Below are 21,505 nucleotides of genomic sequence, written 5' to 3'. Positions count from 1 at the left end.
TTCATCGCCGCCATAGATATAGGATCGGCCGGTTCAGCCGAGCCAGCTCTTCACCGGCCTGCCCTGCGCCTGGACGATCAACGCGTGGAAGAGCTGGACGATGTGGACGAGGAGCGAGGCCAGCGTCCAGATCGCGACCGCGATCAGGCCGAGATCGGGCCGGCCCACGAGCAGGCTGGCGAACAGGATGATCATGTTCGGATTGCGCCGCGCGGTGATCAGGCGGAACCAGCTGTCGAAGCGGCGCCAGACATGGATGTGGATGCCGAAACGGACGATGAAGGCGCCCTCGATCAGCCGCTGGACGACATAGCCGGCAACGATCACGCCCATGCAGATCCAGAAGGTGCGAGGATCGAGCGGACGGCCATAGGCGGCGAGCCCCACCCCCCAGGCATACCACCAGAAGGGCGGATGGATGAGATCGATGCCATGATCGAAGATATTGCCCCACCAGGATGAGGTGATGGTGCAGCGGGCGAGCTTGCCGTCCACCGTATCGAGCACCATGAAGCCGAGGCCGGCGGCGAGGCCCGGCCAATAATGGCCATAATAGAAGAGGATCGTCGCCACGACGCAGAGCAGCGCGCCAAGCGCGGTAACCTGATTGGGCGTGATCCGCCAGCGGGCGGCGAGGCGGGTGAGCACCAGCGCCCATTCGGGCCAGAGATATTTGGTCAGGATATCCGTCACGCCCTTATAGGCGCCGAAATAGCTGGCGCGTTCGAGCGCGGGAACGGACGAGGGAATAAGCCGCTCGATGAAAGGCGTGTCGCGCTTGCGCAGCTCGTCATTGACGATGCCTCCTGCATCCTCCTGCGGCACGAGGATGAGGCTGCCGGCCGATCCGAGCGGCTGATCTTCCGCCATCATCGCGAACAGCGCCTCGCCCGCCGCCGAATCGGTGACATGGGCGAGCACGGGCACGCCGCCGCGCGTGACGACATGGTTGGGCCGCGCCGCGACATATTTCAGCCATGCCGGATCGAAGGCATAGGCCAGATTCACGATCAGGGCCGGCAGGCGCACGTCCGAGCCGACCGCCATGGTGAGGCCCTGCGCGGCGGCGATGCGGCCGACCCGCTCCGCGCTCGTCAGCCCCCAGAGCCGCGTATCATTGGCGCCGGCGAGCAGGATTTCGGGTTTCGCGTCCATTTCTTCCCTGTCCGAATCTTATTCATGCGATGCGCAAGGCCGGCGGATATATGGTCTGCGATACAGAGCGCCAGCGTCGCGATGGTGAGCGTCGGAATTGGCCGGCTTCCGGCGGGGAAGACGGACGAGCCCGGCGACCTTCCCCCGTTGCCGAGCCGGGGCGCGGGCTCAACCCTGCGCAGGCCAGGCCGTGACAATAAGCGGCCAGGCGCATCGGCCGGCGGCGCACAGCCTGCGCCGTGACGAGAGGCGGGTCAGCCTTCCTTGCATCCTTCGGGGCCATAAGCCCGCATGAAGCAATCGACCGCCGCTTCGATCTCGGGCGTGACGGACGGTCTGTCGGACAGATTTTCCAGCCCCCAGAGCCGCTCATAATAGCATCGCGACAGGCAGAGCGAGAGGAACTGGGCGGCGGCGATGGCGGGATCGGCACGGCGGAGCCGGCCTTCCGTCATCTCGCCCTCCATATATTCGGCCAGCCGGGCACGCGTCCGCTTCGGCCCCCGCTCGTAGAAGATCCGCCCCAGTTGCGGGAAACGATCCACCTCCGCGACGATTAGCCGGTGAAGCGCCAGCGCGGGCGGCGACGTTATCTTCTCCATATAGACGATGGCAAAACGGCGCAGCGTGGCGGCCGTGCCGCCGCCGAAGATCAGCGCCTCCCCCATCGCTTGGGCGAAGCGGCCAATCATGCCGTCCAGAACCGCCTCGAACAGCGCTTCCTTCGACGGGAAATAGCCCCAGAGCGTGCCCTTCGACCCGCCCAGCTCCGCCGCGATCGAGGACATTGAGGTAGCGGAATAGCCATGTTCCAGAAATGATCGTTCCGCGACGGCAATGATCGATTGCCGTCGTGCTTCCTTCCGAGCTTCGCGTTTGCAGTGCATTTTCGTACCATAGCGTACGCTTTCCGGTTGACAAGCGCATCCGCCAAGCTCAATTGAACCATACCAAGCGGTACGGATAGCAAAGCATGAGCAAGTTCCGAGGCGCGATCCCCCTCGTCGCGCTGACATTGTCGGCCTGCGCCTCCGTGCCCGATCTGGGCCGGGCGCCCGCGCCGCGCGGACCCGAGGCGCTCGCCAGCGCGGCGAGCCTGCCGGCAGGCATGGCGGCCTGGCCCGGCGACGGCTGGTGGCGCGGCTATGGCGACCCGCAGCTGACCGCGCTGATCGAGGAAGGGCTGAAGGGCGCACCCGACATCGCCATTGCCGAGGCGCGGCTGCGGCAGGCCGAGGGCCTGGCCCAGCAGGCCGGCGCGGCGCTGGGCCCGCAGGTCGAGGCGCGCGGCAGTGCCGCCATGGCCAAGCAGAGCTATAATAACGGCATTCCCGCCGAATTCGTACCCAAGGGCTGGAAATCGACCGGCAATGCGGCGCTGAGCTTCGGGCTGGACCTGGATTTCTGGGGCCGCAACCGCGCCGCGCTGCGCGCCGCAACCTCCGAACGGGATGCCGCGCGGATCGAGACGGCGGCGGCCCGGCTGGCGCTCGCCACCGGCATCGCTTCCGCTTATGCCGATCTGGCGCAGCTTCATGCCGATCGCGACGTGGCCGAACTGGCGCTGCGCGTGCGATCGGACAGCCTGAGACTCGTCACCAACCGGGTCGAGATCGGGCTCGACACGCAGGGGCAGCTCAAGCAGGCCGCCGCCGCCGTGCCCGCAGCACGGGCGGATCTGGCGGCGATCGACGAATCGATCGCGCTCACCCGCAACCGCATCGCAGCACTGACCGGCGCGGGACCCGACCGGGGTTTGGTGATCGGCCGCCCCGCGATCGCGACGCTGCATGCCGCCGGCCTGCCGGCCTCGATCGGCCTCGATCTGGTCGGCCGCCGGCCGGATATCGCCGCCGCGCGCACGCGCGCCACGGCAGCGGCCGAGCGGATCAAGGTGGCCCGCGCGGACTTCTACCCGAACATCAACCTGACGGGGCTGATCGGCCTGCAGTCGCTGGGGCTTTCCAACCTGACCGACAGCGGATCGACCTATGGCAATGTCGGCCCCGCGATCAGCCTGCCGATCTTCCAGAGCGGGCGGCTTTCGGGCAGCTACCGCGCGGCGCGGGGCGAATATGACGAGGCCGTCGCCACTTACGACCGGACCCTGATCCAGGCGGTACGCGACGTGGCGGACGTGACGACGAGCCAGCGCGCGCTGGACGCGCGCCTGCGCGAGGCCAGCCAGTCGCTGGCCGACAGCGAGGCCGCTTACTCCATCGCCAAGCTCCGCTATGAAGGCGGACTTTCCACCTATCTCGACGTGCTGAGCGCCGAACAGGCGCTGATCGGCGCGCGTCGCACCGTCGCCGACCTTCGCGCGCGCGCCTTCACGCTCGACGTGGCGCTGATCCGCGCGCTGGGCGGCGGCTTCACCTCTTCGCAGACCCAAGGATAAGCCGATGGCCGACCAGCCCGAGCCGCATATCGCCCAGGACGCCCGCGCCAACCGGCCGCCTGCCGCCCCCGATAATCGCGCCACGCCGCGCAACGCGCAGCGCAAGAAGCTGCTCGGCGGGCTGGCCGTGGTCGTGCTGCTGCTGGGGGCGTTATTCTGGCTCTACCAGCATTTTATCGGTGCCAATCATGTCTCGACCGACAATGCCTATGTCGGCGCGGACACGGCGCAAGTGACGCCGCTGGTGGCGGGGCCGGTCGCGACGGTGCGGGTGGCCAACACCCAAAGGGTACGGCGGGGCGACATTCTCGTCACGATCGACGATTCCGACGCGCGAATCGCGGTGGCGCGTGCCGAGGCCGAGCTGATGACGGCCGAACGCCGCTTCAGCCAGACGCGCGCGACCAGCGGCGCGCTCCAGGCGCAGGTCGCCGCGCGCCAGGCGGACATCGCCCGGGCGCGCGCGCAGTTGATCGAGGCTGAGGCCGATTATGACAAGGCACGCATCGACCTCGACCGGCGCCAGCGGCTTGCACGCTCCGGCGCGGTTTCGGGCGATGAGCTGACCAGTGCTACCAACGCCTTCGCCGCGGCGCGCGCCAAGCTGATCGTGGCACAATCCGCCGTCACGCAGGCGCAATCGACCCGCAGCTCGGCGGAAGGCGAACTGAACGCCAATGAGGCGCTGGTGCGCGGCACGACGCTCGCGACCAATCCCGAAGTGGCCGCCGCGCGCGCCCGGCTCGACCAGGCCAGGCTCGATCTCGCGCGCACCGTGATCCGCGCGCCGATCGACGGCGTGATCGCGCAGCGCCAGGTGCAGGTGGGCCAGCGCGTCGCGGCGGGGACGCCGATCATGTCGGTCGTGCCGCTCGATTCCATGTATGTCGATGCCAATTTCAAGGAAGGTCAGCTCGCCAAGGTGCGCGCCGGCCAGCCGGTCGAGCTCATATCCGACCTTTATGGCGGCGACGTCACCTATCATGGCCATGTCGTCGGCTTTGCGGGCGGCACGGGATCGGCCTTCGCGATCATCCCCGCGCAGAATGCGACCGGCAACTGGATCAAGGTGGTGCAGCGCCTGCCCGTGCGCATCTCGCTCGATCCCCGCGAGCTGAAGGCGCATCCGCTGCGCGTCGGCCTGTCGATGGAAGCCGAGATCGACGTCTCACGGCGCTGAGGAGCCCCCGCCATGGCATCGCCCTCTCAGTCCACGCCGCTGAGCGGCCCCGCGCTGCTGCTCGCAGGGCTGGTGCTCTCCATCACCAACTTCATGGTGGTGCTGGACCTGAGCATCGCCAATGTCGCCGTGCCGCACATCGCGGGCAGCATCGGCATCTCGCCGACGCAGGGGACATGGGTGATCACCTCCTATGCGGTGGCGGAGGCGATCTGCGTGCCGCTGACCGGCTGGCTGGCGCAGCGTTTCGGCGCGGTCAGGACCTTCGTCTTCGCGGTGATCGGCTTCGGCATATTTTCGGTGCTGTGCGGCCTTTCGACGAGCCTCACCATGCTCGTCCTCTGCCGCATCGGCCAGGGCTTTTGCGGCGGGCCGCTGATGCCGCTCTCCCAGACATTGCTGCTGCGCGTCTTTCCCAAGGAAAAGCATGGCGCGGCCATGGGCATGTGGGGCATGACAACGGTGGTGGGGCCGATCGCGGGGCCGCTGCTGGGCGGCTATATCAGCGACAATTATTCCTGGCACTGGATCTTCTTCATCAACATCCCCGTGGCCCTGCTCTGCAGCATGGCCGCATGGCGGCTGCTCCGAAAATCGGAGACGCCGGCGATGAAGGCGCGGATCGACAGGATCGGGCTCGCGCTGCTGATCATCTGGGTCGGCGCGCTCCAGATCATGCTGGACACCGGGCGCGAGCATGATTGGTTCGGATCGCCAATGATCGTGGCGCTGGCGGCCATCGCCGCGATCTTCTTCGTCGCCTTCATGATCTGGGAGTTGACCGAGGAGCATCCGATCGTGGACCTGCGCGTGTTCCGCCATCGCGGCTTCTCGGCGAGCGTGCTGGCGCTCGGCTTCGCCTTCGGCACCTTCTTCGCCTCCGTCGTCGTGCTGCCGCAATGGCTGCAGGGATCGCTCGGCTATACCGCGACATGGTCGGGCAAGACGACGGCCTGGATCGGCATGTTCGCGGTCATACTCTCGCCGGTCGTGGGGCGGCTCGCGCCCAAGGTGGATGCGCGCTACCTCGTCTGCTTCGGCATATTGTGGCTGGGCTTCGCCACATCGCTCAGGACCTTCTGGACGACGGGCGCGGATTATTGGACGCTGGCGCTGCCGCAACTGCTGCAGGGCATAGGCATGCCCTTCTTCTTCGTGCCGCTGACGATCCTCGCGCTTGCGGCGGTCAAGGTGGAGGAGACGGCATCGGCGGCGGGCGTGATGAGCTTCGTGCGGACGCTGGCGGGCGCGGTCGGCACCGCGATCGCATCGACCATCTGGCAGAATCGCGCGCAGATGGAACGATCGGAACTGTCCGGCCTGCTCCATGCCGGGCAGGAGGTGCCGGCCGCGCTGGCGGCGCGCGGCTTCACGCAGGAACAGTCGCGCGCGCTGATCGAACGGCTGGTGGATCAGGAGAGCATCACGCTCGCCACGACCTATATCTTCGCGCTGGCATCGGCCATCTTCATGATCGCGGCGATGCTGATCTGGCTGGTGCCCAGGCCCAGGCGCGCGGTTGACACCAGCGCGGCGCATTAAGGGATTACCTAAACTTCGCCGGGGCGACGGTTCAGGTGAATTCAGCCTTCCGCCGCAGATGCGAGGGGGGAGGCGATCACCCGGCGGCCGCGGCCGGGGGAGGAGCGGACGGGCAGCCTCAGGATATTGGCCCGGCTGCGCACCGCCTCCTGGCTGCGCTCGAGCGCGCGGGCGATATCGGGCAACAGATCGCCGCGCGCGATGCGTGCCGCAAGATCGGCGTCCGCCTCCGCCGTCCATGGATGGTTATGCCGGGCCCTGAGCATCCTGCTCGCCATGATCCTCGATCCTCTCTCGATGTGCGGGCGCGCTGGAGGCACGGCCCCGCACAGAAGCCCGGAATTAGGAGGCCGTTGCTGAACGGCCGCGGAACCCGGCTGTAAGCTTCCTGTCAGGAAAGGAGGGCGGGCTTGGCGATGGCATTGCCCGACCGGGCGCACCGGCCTTGATCCGGGCGCGCTTTCCCCCCAAATGCGCGGACATGCTGATCGAGACCGAAACCACCCCCAATCCCGCCACGCTGAAATTCCTTCCCGGCCGCGCGGTGATGGACGGCGGCACGCGCGACTTCGCCGATCCGGAAGAGGCGGAAGCATCGCCGCTCGCCGAGGCGCTGTTCGCGCTGGGCGATGTGGAAGGCGTGTTCTTCGGGCGCGACTTCGTTTCGGTCACGGCCGGCGCGGGCACGGAATGGCGCGACCTGAAGCCGCAGGTACTGGGCGTGCTGCTCGATCATTTCGCGAGCAACGCACCGCTGTTCCGCCCCGGAAGCGCCGGCGGCATCCATATCGACGAGAATGCGGCCTTTCCCGAAAATCCCGAGGATGCGGACATCGTCGCGCAAATCAAAGATCTGATCGAGACGCGCGTGCGCCCGGCCGTCGCGCGCGACGGGGGCGACATCGTCTATCGCGGCTTCGATCGCGGCACCGTCTATCTCGCCATGCACGGCGCCTGCTCGGGCTGCCCCTCCTCCACGGCGACGCTGAAACAGGGTATCGAAACGCTTCTGAAACATTATGTGCCGGAAGTAACCGAAGTCCGCGCTGCCTGACTTATCCGACCAGGGGGAATTATGGCCGAACCGCTTTCCGACGATGCGCTCGATCGCATCTTCCGCACCGCGCGGACCTATAATGGCTATCAGGACAAGCCGGTCAGCGAGGAGCAGCTCCGCGCCATTTACGATCTGATGAAATGGGGGCCGACATCGGCCAATACGGAGCCCGCACGCATCATCTGGTGCGTGAGCCAGGAGGCGAAGGATCGGCTCGCCGCGCTTGCATCCAGCACCAATGCCACGAAGATCCGCAAGGCGCCGGTGACCGCGATCATCGGCATGGACATGCAATTTTACGACAATCTGCCCAAGACCTTCCCCCACGCCGACGCGCGCAGCTGGTTCGTCGGAAGCGAGACGATGATCGCGGATACGGCATTCCGCAACAGCAGCCTTCAGGGCGCCTATTTCATCATCGCCGCGCGTGCGCTGGGCCTCGACACGGGCCCCATGTCCGGCATCGACAAGGAAGCGATCGACCGCGAATTCTTCGCCGGCACATCCATCAAGACCAACTTCATCTCGACGCTCGGCTATGGCGACCCTTCGACGATCTTCGATCGGCTGCCGCGCCTTTCCTTCGAGGAAGTCAGCAAGATCGTCTGAGGCCGTGCGCATTCTCGCCATCGAGACGGCGACGGCGGCCTGCTCGGTCGCGTTGATCGACAACGGCACGCTGGTGGCCGAGCGACACGAGATCGTTGGCCGCGGCCATGCCGAGCGGTTGATCCCAATGATCGCCGAGCTGCCGGACGGGGGCCGCGCCGATATCATCCTGGTCGATTGCGGGCCGGGCAGCTTCACGGGCGTGCGCGTGGGGCTCGCCGCCGCGCGTGCGCTGGGGCTCGCCTGGGGCGTGGCGGTGCGGGGCTTTTCTTCACTGGCGCTGGTCGCGGCGGCGGCGGCGAAGGAAGGCGGGAGCGTCGCCGTGGCGCTGACGGGCGGCCATGGCGAATTGTTCGTGCAGCGTTTTGCAGCCGACCCGCTGGCGCCGCTCGCCCCCCTCGCCTCACTGCCGCCCGAACTGGCCGCGGCGCAGATCAGTGAGCCGCGCATCCATGGATCGGGCGCGGCGGCGCTGATCGCGGCGCGCGGCTTCGGCGAGGCGCAAGACGCGCTCCCCCGCGCGGCGGACCTTCTGCTGCTGCCCGAAGCACTGGCGAGCCTGGCCCCCGCGCCCCTCTATGGCCGCGCGCCCGACGCGAAGCTGCCGTCATGAGCATCGCGCTGCGCGAAGGCGGAATTCGTGACGTCGAAGAAATGATGATCACGATGGACGAAGCCTTCGACGCGGCGTTCGGGGAAGCATGGACGAAGCCGCAATGCCAGGGCCTGATGACCTTACCCGGCGTATGGGTGACGTTGGCGACGGTCGACGGCGAGCCGGCGGGCTTCGCGCTCAACCGCGTCATATGCGACGAGGCCGAACTGCTGCTGCTGGGCGTGCGCCCAGCCTATCAGGGACGCGGGATAGGCCGGGCATTACTTGAACGATCACGCGAACTTGCACGGCAGCAAGGTGCGGAGCGTCTGCATCTCGAGGTGCGTCATGGCAATAAAGCACTCTTTCTCTACCAATCCGCTGGTTTTAGCGAAGTAGGACGGCGACGCGGATATTATAGAGGCCGGGACGGTCAGCTATTCGACGCACTTACCTTGGCATCTTCATTGCTGATCGACGATCGGTACACATTTCATCGGAAATAACTTGTAATCCCTTACCAAAAGGTTAGAGGGTCCGCGATGGTCATATCTGTCGATATTTGACCATTAAACTCAAGAGGTTCGTAGAAATGACTGAAGAAAGCGACCTAGCGGATACGCTGATCGCGCTCACGGCTGATATCGTTTCCGCACATGTCAGCAACAACAGCGTGTCCGTTTCCGATGTTCCTGCCCTGATCCAGAATGTCCATGATGCGCTTGCGACGCTTGGCAGCATAGTCGCCGAGCCGGAGCTGAAGCAGGAGCCCGCGGTTTCCATCCGCGCCTCGATCAAGCCGGACTATATCGTCTGCCTCGAGGACGGGAAGAAGCTGAAGATGCTCAAGCGCCACCTGATGACGCATTATCAGCTTACGCCGGAACAATATCGCGCCAAGTGGAACCTGCCGGCCGATTATCCGATGGTCGCGCCCAACTATGCCGAGCAGCGCCGCTCGCTGGCGAAGAAGATCGGGCTGGGCACGAAGCGCCGCCGGCGCTGAGCCCCGCCGGTTTTTTGGGGGAACGGCGCGCAGGGTCGATTGCCGGGCCGATTCCACCCTTTCCGAAGGGGGGAGCTGGCGAAAAACGGCCCTGCCCGTCCCTCGACGGCTTCCTTCCGGCATCAAAAATCACTACCTCTGGGCTCTCGCCGAACGGCAAACCGCGACGAGCAAGGATAGCATGCCCCGCAAAATCGACGTCGAAGCGCTCTGCGCCGACAAAGGCCTCCGCATTACCGAACAGCGCCGCGTGATCGCGCGCGTCCTTTCGGAGGCCGAGGACCATCCCGACGTGGAGGCGCTGCACGCGCGTGCCGCCGCCATCGATCCGGGCATTTCCATCGCTACCGTATATCGCACCGTGCGGCTGTTCGAGGATGCCGGCATTCTCGAACGCCATGATTTCGGCGACGGGCGCGCGCGCTACGAGGCGGCGCCGGAATCGCATCATGACCATCTGATCGACGTCGAGACCGGCGATGTCATCGAATTCGTCGATGCCGAGCTGGAAGCGCTCCAGCGTCGCATCGCGGAGAAGCTGGGCTTCCGCCTGGTGGATCATCGGATGGAGCTTTACGGCGTCGCCATTGCGCGGGAGGATTGACGGGGCGCCGCCTGCTTTCGCAGCCGCTCCGCCTCGCCTATAGGCCCTGCGCATGACTCGCTCCGCCCCCAAGACCTTCAAGGTCAAGTCGTTCGGCTGCCAGATGAACGTCTATGACGGCGCGCGCATGGCCGAGCTGCTGGAAGCCGAGGGGCTTTCGGCGGTCGATCAGGGCGAGGATGCCGATCTGGTCGTCCTCAACACCTGCCATATCCGCGAAAAGGCAGCGGAGAAGGTCTATTCGGACATTGGCCGGCTGAAGCGCGAGGATGGCACGTCGCCGATGATCGCGGTCGCCGGCTGCGTCGCCCAGGCCGAGGGGGCGGAGATACCGCGCCGGGCGCCCGCGGTGGACATCGTCGTCGGCCCGCAAGCCTATCATCGCCTGCCCGAAATGGTGAAGGCCGCGCAGACGGGCCGCGCGATCGACACCGACATGCCGATCGCCTCCAAGTTCGATGCGCTGCCCAAGCGGCGCAGGCAGGGGCCGACCGCCTTCCTGACCGTGCAGGAAGGCTGCGACAAATTCTGCACCTATTGCGTCGTGCCCTATACGCGCGGCGCGGAGGTTTCGCGGCCCTGGGCAGCCGTGATCGACGAGGCGAAGGCGCTGGTCGATGCGGGCGCCAAGGAGATCACGCTGCTCGGCCAGAATGTCAACGCCTGGGAGGGCGAGGACGAGACCGGCCGGCGCCAGGGGCTGGACGGGCTGATCCGTGCGCTCGATCGGCTGCCGGGGCTAAGCCGCATCCGCTACACCACCAGCCATCCGAACGACATGAAGGATGGGCTGATCGCCGCGCATGGCGAGGTCGAGAAGCTGATGCCCTTCCTGCACCTTCCCGTGCAGGCGGGCAGCGACCGCATATTGAAGGCGATGAACCGCAGCCATACGGTCGAAAGCTATTTGCGGCTGATCGAGCGGGTCCGCGCGAGCCGGCCGGACATCGCCATTTCGGGCGACTTCATCGTCGGCTTTCCGGGCGAGACGGACGCGGATTTCGAGGCGACGCTCGATATCGTCCGCGCCGTCGGCCATGCGCAGGCCTTCACCTTCAAATATTCGCCCCGCCCCGGCACGCCCGCGGCGACGATGGCAGATCAGGTGGCGGAGTCCCTGATGGACGAGCGGCTCCAGCGGCTCCAGGCGCTGATCAACGAGCAGCAGCATGATTTCAATCGCGCGACGATCGGCCGCAGGACGATGGTGCTGATCGAGCGCGACGGCAAGAAGCCGGGGCAGCGGATCGGCAAATCGCCCTGGCTGCAATCCGTACATGTCGAGACGCCGGCGGCGATCGGCGAGATGATCGAGGTCGAGATCGTTTCGGCCGGGCCGAACAGCGTGGGCGGCGCGCTCGCCGAAAGGCGCGCGGCCTAACTTCCTATATTGTTTCCGGGGCGGACGCGAAGCCATTGCAAGCGCGATGCGAAAACCGCACCTTGCATGGACCGGACTCCTCCTTCCGAGGCGTTCGGCCGATGGGTCCGACCAAGGAGAGTTGATGTCCCGCAAGCCCGTTCCCGCACAGGCCGGCGATCGCGCCCGGCTCGAGATCATCTTCGACAAGCCCCAGCTTCTGGGCCGATTGTTCGGCGAATATGACCGGAATCTGGTGGCGATAGAGAATAGGCTGGGCGTCTACATCGCGGCGCGCGGCAACAAGATCCAGATAGAGGGCTTCGCGGAAAATACCGCGCGCGCGCGCGAGGTGCTGACCGGGCTCTACAACCGCATCGTGCAAGGACAGGATATCGACGCGGGCGCGGTGGAGGGCGTGATCGCCATGTCGGCCGAGCCGGTGCTCGATGGCATCATCCGCGCCGACGTGTCCCAGCCGCCGGCGGTGATGATCCGCACGCGCAAGAAGACCATCGTGCCGCGTTCCACGACGCAGATCCGCTATATGGAGGAGCTCAACCGCGCCGACATGATCTTCGCGCTGGGCCCGGCGGGCACGGGCAAGACCTATCTGGCGGTGGCACAGGCGGTGCAACAGCTGATCCAGGGCACGGTCGACCGGCTGATCCTGTCGCGCCCGGCGGTGGAGGCGGGCGAGCGACTGGGCTTCCTGCCGGGCGACATGAAGGAGAAGGTCGATCCCTATCTCCGCCCGCTCTACGACGCGCTTTACGACATGCTGCCGACCGAGCAGGTGGAGCGGCGCATCGCATCGGGCGAGATCGAGATCGCGCCGATCGCCTTCATGCGCGGCCGCACGCTTTCGGACGCCTTCGTGATCCTGGACGAAGCGCAGAACACCACGCCCGCGCAGATGAAGATGTTCCTCACCCGTTTCGGCATGAACAGCCGGATGGTGATCTGCGGCGACCCCAGGCAGATCGACCTGCCCGACATCGGCAAGTCGGGGCTGGCGGATGCGGTCGCCCGGCTGGAGGGGATACAGGGCATCTCCACCGTGCGTTTCGGCGCAGCCGATGTGGTGCGCCACCCGATCGTCGGGCGGATCGTGGAGGCCTATGAAGGGCCGGACGACGCCTAAAACCCCTCTGCCCCAGGCGGGAGAGGATCAACAGCGAGGAACAGGACAGGCATGATCGAAGCCGAAGTCTCGATCGAGGAAGGCTGGAACGGGGCGACCGACTGGAAGGCGCTGGCGGACCGCGCGGTGCGCGCGGCGCTGGAGGCGAGCCCCTATGGCTGGATCGTCGAGCGCCCCTTCGCGGCGGAAATCTCGGTGCGGCTGACCGACGACGAGGAGGTGCGCATCCTCAACCGCGACTATCGGGGGAAGGACAAGCCGACCAACGTGCTGTCCTTCCCGATGATCCAGCGCGACATGCTCGATGCGCTGGACGATTCGGACGATGGCGAGGTGCTGCTGGGCGATATCGTGCTCGCGCATGGCGTCACCATGCGCGAGGCGGCGGAGAAGCAGGTGCCGACGGAAACCCATGCGACGCACCTGATTGTCCACGGCACCCTCCATTTGCTAGGCTATGATCATGAAGAAGGGGATGCCGAAGCGGAGGCGATGGAAGATATCGAGCGCGCCGCACTCGCCTCGATCGGCATCGACGACCCCTATGCAATCCAAGACGACGCCTGAACAGGGACCCGACACACACAGCCATGCCCGACGATTCCAGTAGCAGCGCCCGGTCCACCGACGAACCCGGCGGCCGATTGTGGGCAGGCCTTCGCAGCCTGCTTTTCGGAGGCGAGAGCGAGCCCACGCTCCGCGACCAGATCGAGGAAGCGATCGAGGAGCATGAGGGCGACGCGCCGACGCAGGGCGATCTTTCGCCCGTCGAGCGCCAGATGCTGCGCAACCTGCTCGATTTCGGCGAACGCACGGTGGGCGAGATCTGCGTGCCTCGGGCGGACATAGTGGCGGTGGCCGAGACGATCAGCTTCGCCGATCTGGTCAGGACCTTCGCCGAGGCGGAGCATAGCCGCCTGCCCGTCTATCGCGAGAGTCTGGACAGCGTGGTGGGCATGGTCCACGTCAAGGATGTGTTCACCATCCTGGCGGAGACGCGTGCGCCGCCGGCGACGATCGCCCCTTTGATCCGCGAGCCGCGCTATGTGCCGGAATCGATGGGCGTGCTCGATCTGCTCGCCGAAATGCGCGCGACGCGCACCCATCTCGCCATCGTGCTCGACGAATATTCGGGCACCGAAGGGCTGGTGACGATCGAGGATCTGGTCGAAGAGATCGTCGGCGACATCGAGGACGAGCATGACGAGGCGGCGGCCGAGTTGCTCGTGCCGCTCGACGACGGACTATGGGAAGCCGATGCGCGCACCGAGCTGGAGGATGTGGCCGAGGCGATCGATCCCCGGTTGGCCGAGATAGAGGAGGATGTCGACACGCTCGGCGGCCTCGCCTCGGTGCTCGCCGGCCATGTGCCGCAGCCGGGCGAGGTGGTCGATCATCCGAGCGGCTGGCAATTGGAAGTGACGGAAGGCGACACGCGCCGGGTGACGCGACTGAGGCTGCATCCGCCGATCGCCGTGCCGGCGGAGGAATAGCCCACGCAACTTGCATTAGTTCCGTGCGCAATCGAAGGAGGCGGGAGCCGCACCGGGCCATCTTCGGACGCGTGGGGACAATGAAGGGGGAGAGCCCATGAAGAAACGTCCGCTCATCATCGTCGCCCTCCTCGTCGTCCTGGCGATCATCATCGGCGGCTATTTCGTCATGAACTCGGAGAAGGCGAGCCTGTCGGTCGCCGATGTGCAGGGCACCTCGCCCAAATTGGTCGAGCCGAAGAAGCAGCTCTTTCCAACGGTGAATGTCGCCCCCGCGATCGGCTGGAAGGAGGGCGAAGCCCCCACCCCTGCCCCCGGGCTGACAGTGAAGGCGTTCGCCTCCGGGCTCGACCATCCGCGCTGGCTGCTGCCGCTCGCCAATGGCGATGTTCTGGTGGCCGAAAGCAACGCGCCGCCCAAGCCGGACGACAGCAACGGCATCAGGGGCTGGGCACAGAGAAAGCTGATGGGGCGGGCCGGCGCGGGCGTGGCATCCGCCAACCGCATCACCCTGCTGCGCGATGCGGATGGGGATGGCGTGGCGGAAAGCCGCTCGGTGCTGCTGTCCGGCCTCAACTCGCCCTTCGGCATGGCGCTGGCGAACGGCCAGCTCTACGTCGCCGATACGGACAAGCTGCTGCGCTTCCCCTTCGTGCCCGGCCAGACGAAGATCGACGTTCCGGGCGTGAAGCTGGTCGATCTGCCGGCCGGGCGGCGCAACCATCACTGGACGAAGAATGTGATCGCCAGCGAGGATGGGTCGAAGCTCTATGTGACGGTCGGCTCGAACAGCAATGTCGCCGAACATGGCATGGAGGTGGAAAAGGGCCGCGCCGCCATCTGGGAGGTGGATGCCAAGACCGGCAAGCACCGCATCTTCGCCTATGGGCTGCGTAATCCCAACGGCATGGCTTGGAACCCCGACAGCAAGATGCTGTGGACCGTCGTCAACGAACGTGACGAGATCGGATCGGACATCGTTCCCGATTATCTGACGAGCGTGCAGTTCGGCGGCTTCTATGGCTGGCCTTGGTATTATTGGGGCGGCTATGTCGACAAGCGCGTGCCGGCCGATCCGGACGACCTGCGCCAATATGTGATCCGGCCCGATTATGCGCTGGGACCGCATACCGCATCGCTGGGCCTGACCTTCGCCACCGGCGCGAAGCTGGGCCCGCAATTCGCCAGCGGCGCCTTCATCGGCCAGCATGGATCGTGGAACCGCCGGCCGAAATCGGGCTACAAGGTGGTCTACGTCCCCTTCGTCAAGGGCAGGCCGACGGGCAAGCCGGTGGACGTGCTGACCGGCTTCCTAAACGCCGAGGAGGAAGCGCGCGGGCGGCCCGTGGCGGTGGTGGTCGATCGCACCGGCGGACTGCTGGTGGCCGACGATGTGGGCAACAAGATCTGGCGGGTGGCGGCGCGCTGACGTCCCTTCCCGCTGCCGGGGCGGAACGGCTCAATCGATTGCGAAGAGCTGCCCCAGATCGCGGAACGCCTTGAATTCGAGCGCATTGCCCGAAGGATCGCGGAAGAACATCGTCGCCTGCTCGCCCGCTTTGCCCGGGAAGCGGATATGTGGCGGGATGCCGAAGGCGACGCCCGCCGTCTCCAGCCGCTGCGCCAGCGCATGCCAGTCGTCCCAGCCGAGCACGACGCCGAAATGCGGCACGGGCACGTCATGGCCGTCGACCTCGTTCGAGGTGGCGTCCGCCTTATGGGGCTCCATTCCGGGCTTCAGATGCGCCACGATCTGATGGCCGTAGAGATCGAAATCGATCCATTCGGGCGCGCTGCGCCCCTCCGGACAACCGAGCAGCCTGCCATAGAAAGCGCGCGCGGCGGCAAGATCATGGACGGGAAAGGCGAGGTGGAAGGGCTGAAGCGACATGGCCGCAGATTAGGCCTTCGCCTGGATTGGACAATCCATGAAAATTGTCGCCGGCGGGGAGAGACATGGCCCCCTGCCCTCGCAGGGGCGACAATAGAAGAGGGATTCACGCCTGCGCCGGAATGGCGGTAAGGGGCGGCATGAATTTCCGATCGCTCCGCCCCGGCAAGCCGCATCTCCTCTGCTTTCTTCTCGGCCCTGTCTCGGCCTGCGGCTTCGCGCCGCTGGGATTGTGGCCGCTGACGCTGGCAGCCTTTGGCGGATTTCTGTGGATGGTGCGCGAGGCGGACGGGCTGCGCGCGGCGCTGGCGCGGGGCTGGTGGTTCGGGCTGGGCCAGTTCGTGCTGGGGCTCAACTGGATCGCCACCGCATTCACCTATCAGGCGGCAATGCCGGCCTGGCTGGGTTGGATCGCGGTCGTGCTGCTGTCGCTCTATCTGGCGGTTTATCCGGCGATCGCGGCGGGACTGGCCTGGGGGCTGGGACGGCGGAGCGGAATGGCCTTCGCGCTGCTGTTCGGCGCAGCGTGGATCATCAGCGAATGGCTGCGTGCGACGATGTTCACCGGCTTCGCCTGGAACCCGCTGGGCGTGATCTGGGTGGGAACGCCGCTGGCGATGGTGGCGCGCTTCATCGGCACTTACGGGCTTTCGGGCCTGAGCGTCGCGCTGGTCGGCGCAGCGGTGCCGCTCGCGGAGGCAGCGCGCCGACGAAAATTGACGCGCGCAGCCGTCGCCACCCTGGCTATCGCTGCTACGGCCCTGATCCTGCTGCCGCTCGCCGTACGGTCGCAGCCGGGCAACGATGCGGGCCGGCCGCTCATCCGCATCGTCCAGCCCAATATCGGGCAGGAAGACAAATATAGCGCGGAGCTGGCGGCACGGAATTTCGCGCGGCTGGCGGCGCTTTCGGGCCAGCCAGGGGCCGAGCCGCGGCTGCTGATGTGGCCGGAGGCGGCGGTGCTCGACTATATCGAGGAGGAGCCATGGACGCGTGCGCGGCTGGCTTCGCTGCTGGGCCCGCGCGACATGCTGCTGACCGGCGGCACCGCGCTGGAATATGATCCGACGGGGCATGTGGTGGCCGCGCGCAACAGCCTGTTCGCGATCGATTTCTTCGCCCGCATCCTTGGCCGCTATGACAAGGCGCATCTCGTGCCCTATGGCGAATATCTGCCGATGCGGCCGATATTGTCCGCGATCGGACTGAGCCGGCTGGCGCCGGGCGATCTCGATTTCTGGCCGGGGCCAGGCGCCGAGACGCTGGCCGTGCCGGGCTTCGGCAAGGTCGGCATCCAGATCTGCTACGAGATCATCTTTTCGGGCCAGGTGGTGGACCGGGCGAACCGGCCGGCCTTCCTGTTCAATCCGTCCAACGACGCCTGGTTCGGCGCATGGGGCCCGCCACAGCATCTGGCGCAGGCGCGGCTGCGCGCGATCGAGGAAGGGCTGCCCGTCATCCGCTCGACGCCGACCGGCATTTCGGCCCTGATCGACGCGGACGGGCGGCTGATCGCACATCTGCCCTGGCGCAAGGCGGGCGCGATCGACGCCCGCCTGCCGCGCGCGGCGGCGCCCACGCCCTTCGCGCGATATGGCAATGTCCTGCCTCTGCTGCTCGCCGGCCTGCTCGCCCTGCTGGCGTTTGCGCCGCGCATCAAGGCGCGCTAAGGGCGATATAACGAAAGCTTTATGTCTTTATGTCCGCCGCGCGGCTAGACCGCCGGATAGCATCAGAGGGACCGATCACGCATGGCGCGCAGCAATTATCTCTTCACGTCCGAAAGCGTTTCCGAAGGCCATCCCGACAAGGTGGCGGACCAGATTTCGGACGCGGTGGTCGATCTGTTCCTGTCGAAGGACCCGGTCGCGCGCGTGGCGTGCGAGACGCTGGTGACGACGCAGCGCATCATCCTCGCCGGCGAAGTGCGCTCGGCCGTGCCCGTGACGAACGAGGAGATCGAGACCGCCGCCCGCGCGACCGTGAAGCGCATCGGCTATGAGCAGGAAGGCTTTCACTGGCAGACCGCCGACTTCGCCTGCCACCTGCACGAACAGTCCGCCCATATCGCGCAGGGCGTGGACGAGAGCGGCAACAAGGATGAAGGCGCCGGCGACCAGGGCATCATGTTCGGCTATGCCACCGACGAGACGCCCGACCTGCTGCCCGCCACCCTCTATTATTCACACCGCATCCTCGAGCGGCTGGCCGCCGACCGCCATGGCAAGGTCGTCGACTTCCTCGAGCCCGACGCCAAGAGCCAGGTGACGCTCGCCTTCGAAAATGGCGTGCCGGTGAAGGCGACCGCGCTGGTCGTTTCGACGCAGCATGCGGTGGGCGCGGATCAGCGCAAGCTGCGCGACTATGTGAAGGGCGTGTTCAACGACGTGCTGCCGCAGGGCTGGATGCCGGGCGACGAGCATATCTTCGTCAACCCGACCGGCCTGTTCGAAATTGGCGGGCCGGACGGTGACGCGGGGCTGACCGGGCGCAAGATCATCGTCGACACCTATGGCGGCGCGGCGCCGCATGGCGGGGGTGCCTTCTCCGGCAAGGATCCGACCAAGGTGGACCGTTCGGCGGCCTATATCAGCCGCTATCTCGCCAAGAATATCGTCGCGGCGGGCCTCGCCAAGCGCGTAACGATCCAGCTTTCCTATGCGATCGGCATTGCCGAGCCGCTGTCGCTCTATGTCGACACGCATGGCACCGGCACGGTCGAAGAATCGAAGATCGAGGCGGTGCTGCCTGAGCTGGTGCGCCTGACGCCGAAGGGCATCCGCACGCATCTGGCGCTCAACAAGCCGATCTACCAGCCGTCCGCCGCTTATGGTCATTTCGGCCGCAAGGCGGAGGGGGACTTCTTCACCTGGGAGAAGACCGATCTGGTGGACGCGCTGAAACAGGCGTTCTGATTTCGAGATCGACCATGCCTCCCGCCGCCTGTGGCGGGAGGCATGGATGCCAGCCCGCGCTGGCATGACGAGGATTGTTTGGGTAGGCGGTCGGCCATGAACGATCCCACGACCATCCGCCGCCTCTATGGCCGCCGGCAGGGCCACAAGCTGAGGCAGGGCCAGGCAGCCCTTGTCGAAGAGCTGCTGCCGACGATTTCCGTGCCCGAGACGGGCGCGCTCGATGCCCCTACCCTGTTCGGCGACGATCGCCCGCTGGAGCTCGAGATCGGCTTCGGCCGGGGCGAGCATATGGCAGGACAGGCGCAGATGCGGCCCGATCATGGCTTCATCGGCTGCGAACCTTTTCTCGACGGCGTCGTCGGCGCGCTGATGAAGATCGAGGATGCGGATATCGCCAATATCCGCATCCATATGGGCGATGCGATCGAGGTGCTGGAGCGGCTGCCCGACGCCTCGCTGGAGCGGGCCTATCTGCTCCATCCCGATCCCTGGCCCAAGGCACGGCACGCCAAGCGGCGCTTCATGAACCATGGGCCGATCAAGCTGATCGCGGACAAGCTGAAGCCGGGCGGCGAATTCCGCTTCGGGACGGACCATCCCGTCTATTGCCGCTGGGCGATGATGATCATGGGCGCGCGGCCCGAATTTGAATGGCTCGCGGAACGGCCCGCCGACTTCCTCGTGCGGCCCGACGACTGGCCGCAGACCCGCTACGAGGCCAAGGCGCGTAAGGAAGGCCGCGAAGTCTGGTACTTTAGATTTGCCAGAAAGTAGGGCGTAGCCTGGCGTACAAAAAGCTAGTTTTTCAAGTGACTTACCTACGCCACCGCAGGTTGGGGATTCCTGCGATTTCTGCTACGGTGATTACCCGGTGATTACCGAGAACGGGACATGAGGCTTCGGCGGAGGCGCAAATGGCGACGGGAAAAGTCATCAAGCGGACGGTTGACGCACTGCGCGCGGCAGGCGTCGAAGGCTTCCTCTGGGATGAGGATCTGAAGGGGTTCGGCGTAAGGACATTAGCGTCCGGCGCGGCGACCTATGTCCTACAGTACCGTATGGGCGGCCGGGAGGCGAAGACGCGACGATATACGATTGGAAGCCATGGTTCCCCGTGGACGCCCGTCACCGCCCGTGCCGAAGCCGAGCGGCTACAGATCCTGGTGGCTCAGGGCGTCGATCCAGCCGATGCGGACAAGCAGCGGCGCAGGGAAGCAGTTGATCTGGCCTTTTCGAACTATGCTGATCGATTCGCCGAATCCTGCGACCCCAGGGCTTGGGGTCGGGTGGTCAAACAGGCCCTGCGTCTCCACATCAAACCGATCCTGCGGGACAAGCCCCTTCCCAAAATCACCCGCCCGGACGTCGTCGCCGTCTTTGATAATATGCCATCTGGCCAGCAGGCAAACCGTCGGAACGTCTTTGCCGTTCTTCGGCGTCTGTTCAAATGGGCAATCAGTCGCGGGGACATCGAACGGAGTCCAATGGAAGGCATGGAGACGCCTGCCGCGGTCAAAGCCCGCGATCGCTGGCTTTCGGATGAAGAGCTCCGCCGGATTTGGGTACTGACCCCGAAGACCCATCGATGCTTCGGTCCTATCGTACGACTTCTCATCCTCACAGGCCAACGTCGCGAAGAAGTTTCCAGCCTTGCCTGGGCAGAATTGAATCGCGGCGAGCGGGTTTGGCGACTGCCCTCCGAGCGCGCCAAGAATGGCGAGTTTAACATTGTGCCGCTCAATGACCTTGCGATTGCGGTGCTGGACGAGATTGCCGGTGGCGCGAAATGGCCTCGTCGGGGTCGCGTGTTCGCAACGTCGACCGGCCACAGCTTTTCCGGTTATGACAAAGGCAAAAAGATGATCGACGCGCTGCTGAAAAAGGACGGCGGTGACCCTGTTCCCGGATGGCGCCTTCATGATCTGCGTCGAACTGTGGCAACCGGCCTTCAGCGTCTCGGCGTCCGGTTTGAGGTCACCGAAGCCATTCTGAACCATGTCGGCGTATCGCGATCAGGTGTTGCAGCAATCTACCAGCGGCACGATTGGAAAACCGAGAAAGAGCAAGCGATGCGTGACTGGGGCACGCATCTGCAAAAGGTATTGGGGATCGAAGCCGACCTTGCTGTAGCCGCTGTAAGCGACAACGCCGAAAAGGTAGCGTAGGTCGATGCATACCGGGGCGCGAAGATAATGGCACCAAGGCCTACAGGCCGCGCGGGCCAGCCAGCTGCATCAGGACCGGGCTTTGTCGATGGCTGCAAGCATGTCGACGAGTTGCTCGCGCAGGCTGGTAAGGCCGACTGCCAGCACGAGATCCGGTCGCCCAGCCAGATCGAGCTGGCTGCATGTCGCAGCGCGACATGTTGCAACCACAAGGGCGCGCCAGGATGGCTGAGCTCGGCGCGTCCTTGTGGTCGCTTGCCGACAAACCGAACCTTTGATGCATCGATGGTGATTGTACGCAGCTGCCGAGTTGCATAGGCTCCCGGTTTACGAGCCACGACTTTTCTGCGCCTATAGCGCTAGAAATCGCGTTCCGGCAAACTATCGC

General features: G+C 65.8%; 22 protein-coding genes. 18 read left to right on the top strand and 4 right to left on the bottom strand.

Features of this window, described 5'->3' with window-relative positions; all coding sequences use genetic code 11:
• Positions 1-33: 33 nt before the first annotated feature.
• The gene (locus CLG96_RS08435; RefSeq protein WP_107967449.1) at positions 34-1,155 is read right to left on the bottom strand and encodes a CDP-alcohol phosphatidyltransferase family protein; all 1,122 of its coding nucleotides are present in this window, start codon (positions 1,153-1,155) and stop codon (positions 34-36) included.
• Positions 1,156-1,409: 254 nt separating this feature from the next.
• Positions 1,410-1,943, bottom strand: a complete 534-nt coding sequence (locus CLG96_RS08430) for a TetR/AcrR family transcriptional regulator (RefSeq protein ID WP_243395701.1) — start codon at positions 1,941-1,943, stop codon at positions 1,410-1,412.
• A 185-nt stretch (positions 1,944-2,128) separates the two neighbouring features.
• Here CLG96_RS08430 and CLG96_RS08425 point away from each other — a divergent pair, with 185 nt between their 5' ends.
• The 3 genes from CLG96_RS08425 to CLG96_RS08415 are packed head-to-tail and all read left to right on the top strand — an operon-like array spanning position 2,129 to position 6,275.
• On the top strand, positions 2,129-3,553 hold the full coding sequence (locus CLG96_RS08425; RefSeq protein WP_107967447.1) for an efflux transporter outer membrane subunit: 1,425 nt from the start codon (positions 2,129-2,131) through the stop codon (positions 3,551-3,553).
• A 4-nt stretch (positions 3,554-3,557) separates the two neighbouring features.
• Positions 3,558-4,733, top strand: a complete 1,176-nt coding sequence (locus CLG96_RS08420; RefSeq protein WP_107967446.1) for an HlyD family efflux transporter periplasmic adaptor subunit — start codon at positions 3,558-3,560, stop codon at positions 4,731-4,733.
• Positions 4,734-4,745: 12 nt separating this feature from the next.
• A complete protein-coding gene (locus tag CLG96_RS08415) occupies positions 4,746-6,275 on the top strand; it encodes a DHA2 family efflux MFS transporter permease subunit (RefSeq protein WP_107967445.1) in 1,530 nt (509 codons plus the stop codon).
• Positions 6,276-6,316: 41 nt separating this feature from the next.
• Here CLG96_RS08415 and CLG96_RS08410 read toward each other — a convergent pair whose 3' ends face one another.
• Positions 6,317-6,553: a hypothetical protein gene (locus tag CLG96_RS08410; protein WP_107967444.1), complete on the bottom strand. Its 237-nt coding sequence runs from the start codon at positions 6,551-6,553 to the stop codon at positions 6,317-6,319.
• 203 nt (positions 6,554-6,756) lie between these two features.
• Here CLG96_RS08410 and CLG96_RS08405 point away from each other — a divergent pair, with 203 nt between their 5' ends.
• The 11 genes from CLG96_RS08405 to CLG96_RS08355 all read left to right on the top strand — a co-directional run bounded on the left by CLG96_RS08405 (position 6,757) and on the right by CLG96_RS08355 (position 15,572).
• The gene (locus CLG96_RS08405; RefSeq protein WP_107967443.1) at positions 6,757-7,329 is read left to right on the top strand and encodes a NifU family protein; all 573 of its coding nucleotides are present in this window, start codon (positions 6,757-6,759) and stop codon (positions 7,327-7,329) included.
• A gap of 21 nt (positions 7,330-7,350) precedes the next feature.
• Positions 7,351-7,941: a malonic semialdehyde reductase gene (locus CLG96_RS08400; RefSeq protein WP_107967442.1), complete on the top strand. Its 591-nt coding sequence runs from the start codon at positions 7,351-7,353 to the stop codon at positions 7,939-7,941.
• Positions 7,942-7,945: 4 nt separating this feature from the next.
• The gene (tsaB, locus tag CLG96_RS08395; protein ID WP_243395700.1) at positions 7,946-8,554 is read left to right on the top strand and encodes a tRNA (adenosine(37)-N6)-threonylcarbamoyltransferase complex dimerization subunit type 1 TsaB; all 609 of its coding nucleotides are present in this window, start codon (positions 7,946-7,948) and stop codon (positions 8,552-8,554) included.
• Complete coding sequence (locus CLG96_RS08390) at positions 8,551-9,042, top strand: GNAT family N-acetyltransferase (protein ID WP_107967440.1); 492 nt, start codon at positions 8,551-8,553, stop codon at positions 9,040-9,042. The genes tsaB and CLG96_RS08390 overlap by 4 nt, the downstream gene beginning before the upstream one ends.
• Before the next feature lie 86 nt (positions 9,043-9,128).
• Positions 9,129-9,542, top strand: a complete 414-nt coding sequence (locus CLG96_RS08385; RefSeq protein WP_107967439.1) for a Ros/MucR family transcriptional regulator — start codon at positions 9,129-9,131, stop codon at positions 9,540-9,542.
• Positions 9,543-9,723: 181 nt separating this feature from the next.
• The gene (locus CLG96_RS08380) at positions 9,724-10,146 is read left to right on the top strand and encodes a Fur family transcriptional regulator (RefSeq protein WP_107967438.1); all 423 of its coding nucleotides are present in this window, start codon (positions 9,724-9,726) and stop codon (positions 10,144-10,146) included.
• A 52-nt stretch (positions 10,147-10,198) separates the two neighbouring features.
• Complete coding sequence (gene miaB / locus CLG96_RS08375; protein WP_107967437.1) at positions 10,199-11,527, top strand: tRNA (N6-isopentenyl adenosine(37)-C2)-methylthiotransferase MiaB; 1,329 nt, start codon at positions 10,199-10,201, stop codon at positions 11,525-11,527.
• 124 nt (positions 11,528-11,651) lie between these two features.
• The gene (locus CLG96_RS08370; protein WP_107967436.1) at positions 11,652-12,650 is read left to right on the top strand and encodes a PhoH family protein; all 999 of its coding nucleotides are present in this window, start codon (positions 11,652-11,654) and stop codon (positions 12,648-12,650) included.
• Positions 12,651-12,701: 51 nt separating this feature from the next.
• Positions 12,702-13,217 carry an rRNA maturation RNase YbeY gene (ybeY, locus tag CLG96_RS08365; RefSeq protein ID WP_107967435.1) on the top strand — a complete coding sequence of 172 codons (516 nt, stop codon included), beginning with the start codon at positions 12,702-12,704 and terminating at the stop codon, positions 13,215-13,217.
• Between the two features lie 23 nt (positions 13,218-13,240).
• Positions 13,241-14,143: a hemolysin family protein gene (locus CLG96_RS08360; RefSeq protein WP_107967434.1), complete on the top strand. Its 903-nt coding sequence runs from the start codon at positions 13,241-13,243 to the stop codon at positions 14,141-14,143.
• A gap of 97 nt (positions 14,144-14,240) precedes the next feature.
• A complete protein-coding gene (locus tag CLG96_RS08355; protein WP_107967433.1) occupies positions 14,241-15,572 on the top strand; it encodes a PQQ-dependent sugar dehydrogenase in 1,332 nt (443 codons plus the stop codon).
• 30 nt (positions 15,573-15,602) lie between these two features.
• Here CLG96_RS08355 and CLG96_RS08350 read toward each other — a convergent pair whose 3' ends face one another.
• A complete protein-coding gene (locus tag CLG96_RS08350) occupies positions 15,603-16,034 on the bottom strand; it encodes a VOC family protein (protein WP_107967432.1) in 432 nt (143 codons plus the stop codon).
• Between the two features lie 140 nt (positions 16,035-16,174).
• On the opposite strand from CLG96_RS08350, the gene lnt reads away from it, so the two are divergent.
• The 4 genes from lnt (at position 16,175) to CLG96_RS08330 (ending at position 21,117) form a co-directional block, all read left to right on the top strand.
• Positions 16,175-17,704: an apolipoprotein N-acyltransferase gene (gene lnt, locus CLG96_RS08345; protein WP_107967431.1), complete on the top strand. Its 1,530-nt coding sequence runs from the start codon at positions 16,175-16,177 to the stop codon at positions 17,702-17,704.
• Between the two features lie 81 nt (positions 17,705-17,785).
• Positions 17,786-18,949 (top strand): methionine adenosyltransferase, encoded by a 1,164-nt coding sequence (gene metK / locus CLG96_RS08340; protein ID WP_107967430.1) that lies wholly within the window; start codon positions 17,786-17,788, stop codon positions 18,947-18,949.
• A gap of 96 nt (positions 18,950-19,045) precedes the next feature.
• Positions 19,046-19,726, top strand: coding sequence for a tRNA (guanosine(46)-N7)-methyltransferase TrmB (trmB, locus tag CLG96_RS08335; protein WP_107967429.1), 681 nt, complete (start codon positions 19,046-19,048; stop codon positions 19,724-19,726).
• Positions 19,727-19,866: 140 nt separating this feature from the next.
• Positions 19,867-21,117: a tyrosine-type recombinase/integrase gene (locus CLG96_RS08330; RefSeq protein ID WP_107967428.1), complete on the top strand. Its 1,251-nt coding sequence runs from the start codon at positions 19,867-19,869 to the stop codon at positions 21,115-21,117.
• The last annotated feature ends 388 nt before the right edge of the window (positions 21,118-21,505 follow it).

Origin of the sequence: Sphingomonas oleivorans (assembly GCF_003050615.1) — a bacterium.
Classification (GTDB): Bacteria; Pseudomonadota; Alphaproteobacteria; order Sphingomonadales; family Sphingomonadaceae; genus Sphingomonas_H; species Sphingomonas_H oleivorans.
This window is presented reverse-complemented; position numbering and strand designations above follow the sequence as displayed.

Bases quoted from the DNA above. Each gene is read 5' to 3' on its own strand.
- CLG96_RS08435 (WP_107967449.1), bottom strand. From the start codon at position 1,155: ATGGACGCGAAACCCGAAATCCTGCTCGCCGGCGCCAATGATACGCGG.
- CLG96_RS08430 (WP_243395701.1), bottom strand. From the start codon at position 1,943: ATGTCCTCGATCGCGGCGGAGCTGGGCGGGTCGAAGGGCACGCTCTGG.
- CLG96_RS08425 (WP_107967447.1), top strand. From the start codon at position 2,129: ATGAGCAAGTTCCGAGGCGCGATCCCCCTCGTCGCGCTGACATTGTCG.
- CLG96_RS08420 (WP_107967446.1), top strand. From the start codon at position 3,558: ATGGCCGACCAGCCCGAGCCGCATATCGCCCAGGACGCCCGCGCCAAC.
- CLG96_RS08415 (WP_107967445.1), top strand. From the start codon at position 4,746: ATGGCATCGCCCTCTCAGTCCACGCCGCTGAGCGGCCCCGCGCTGCTG.
- CLG96_RS08410 (WP_107967444.1), bottom strand. From the start codon at position 6,553: ATGGCGAGCAGGATGCTCAGGGCCCGGCATAACCATCCATGGACGGCG.
- CLG96_RS08405 (WP_107967443.1), top strand. From the start codon at position 6,757: ATGCTGATCGAGACCGAAACCACCCCCAATCCCGCCACGCTGAAATTC.
- CLG96_RS08400 (WP_107967442.1), top strand. From the start codon at position 7,351: ATGGCCGAACCGCTTTCCGACGATGCGCTCGATCGCATCTTCCGCACC.
- CLG96_RS08390 (WP_107967440.1), top strand. From the start codon at position 8,551: ATGAGCATCGCGCTGCGCGAAGGCGGAATTCGTGACGTCGAAGAAATG.
- CLG96_RS08385 (WP_107967439.1), top strand. From the start codon at position 9,129: ATGACTGAAGAAAGCGACCTAGCGGATACGCTGATCGCGCTCACGGCT.
- CLG96_RS08380 (WP_107967438.1), top strand. From the start codon at position 9,724: ATGCCCCGCAAAATCGACGTCGAAGCGCTCTGCGCCGACAAAGGCCTC.
- miaB (WP_107967437.1), top strand. From the start codon at position 10,199: ATGACTCGCTCCGCCCCCAAGACCTTCAAGGTCAAGTCGTTCGGCTGC.
- CLG96_RS08370 (WP_107967436.1), top strand. From the start codon at position 11,652: ATGTCCCGCAAGCCCGTTCCCGCACAGGCCGGCGATCGCGCCCGGCTC.
- ybeY (WP_107967435.1), top strand. From the start codon at position 12,702: ATGATCGAAGCCGAAGTCTCGATCGAGGAAGGCTGGAACGGGGCGACC.
- CLG96_RS08360 (WP_107967434.1), top strand. From the start codon at position 13,241: ATGCCCGACGATTCCAGTAGCAGCGCCCGGTCCACCGACGAACCCGGC.
- CLG96_RS08355 (WP_107967433.1), top strand. From the start codon at position 14,241: ATGAAGAAACGTCCGCTCATCATCGTCGCCCTCCTCGTCGTCCTGGCG.
- CLG96_RS08350 (WP_107967432.1), bottom strand. From the start codon at position 16,034: ATGTCGCTTCAGCCCTTCCACCTCGCCTTTCCCGTCCATGATCTTGCC.
- lnt (WP_107967431.1), top strand. From the start codon at position 16,175: ATGAATTTCCGATCGCTCCGCCCCGGCAAGCCGCATCTCCTCTGCTTT.
- metK (WP_107967430.1), top strand. From the start codon at position 17,786: ATGGCGCGCAGCAATTATCTCTTCACGTCCGAAAGCGTTTCCGAAGGC.
- trmB (WP_107967429.1), top strand. From the start codon at position 19,046: ATGAACGATCCCACGACCATCCGCCGCCTCTATGGCCGCCGGCAGGGC.
- CLG96_RS08330 (WP_107967428.1), top strand. From the start codon at position 19,867: ATGGCGACGGGAAAAGTCATCAAGCGGACGGTTGACGCACTGCGCGCG.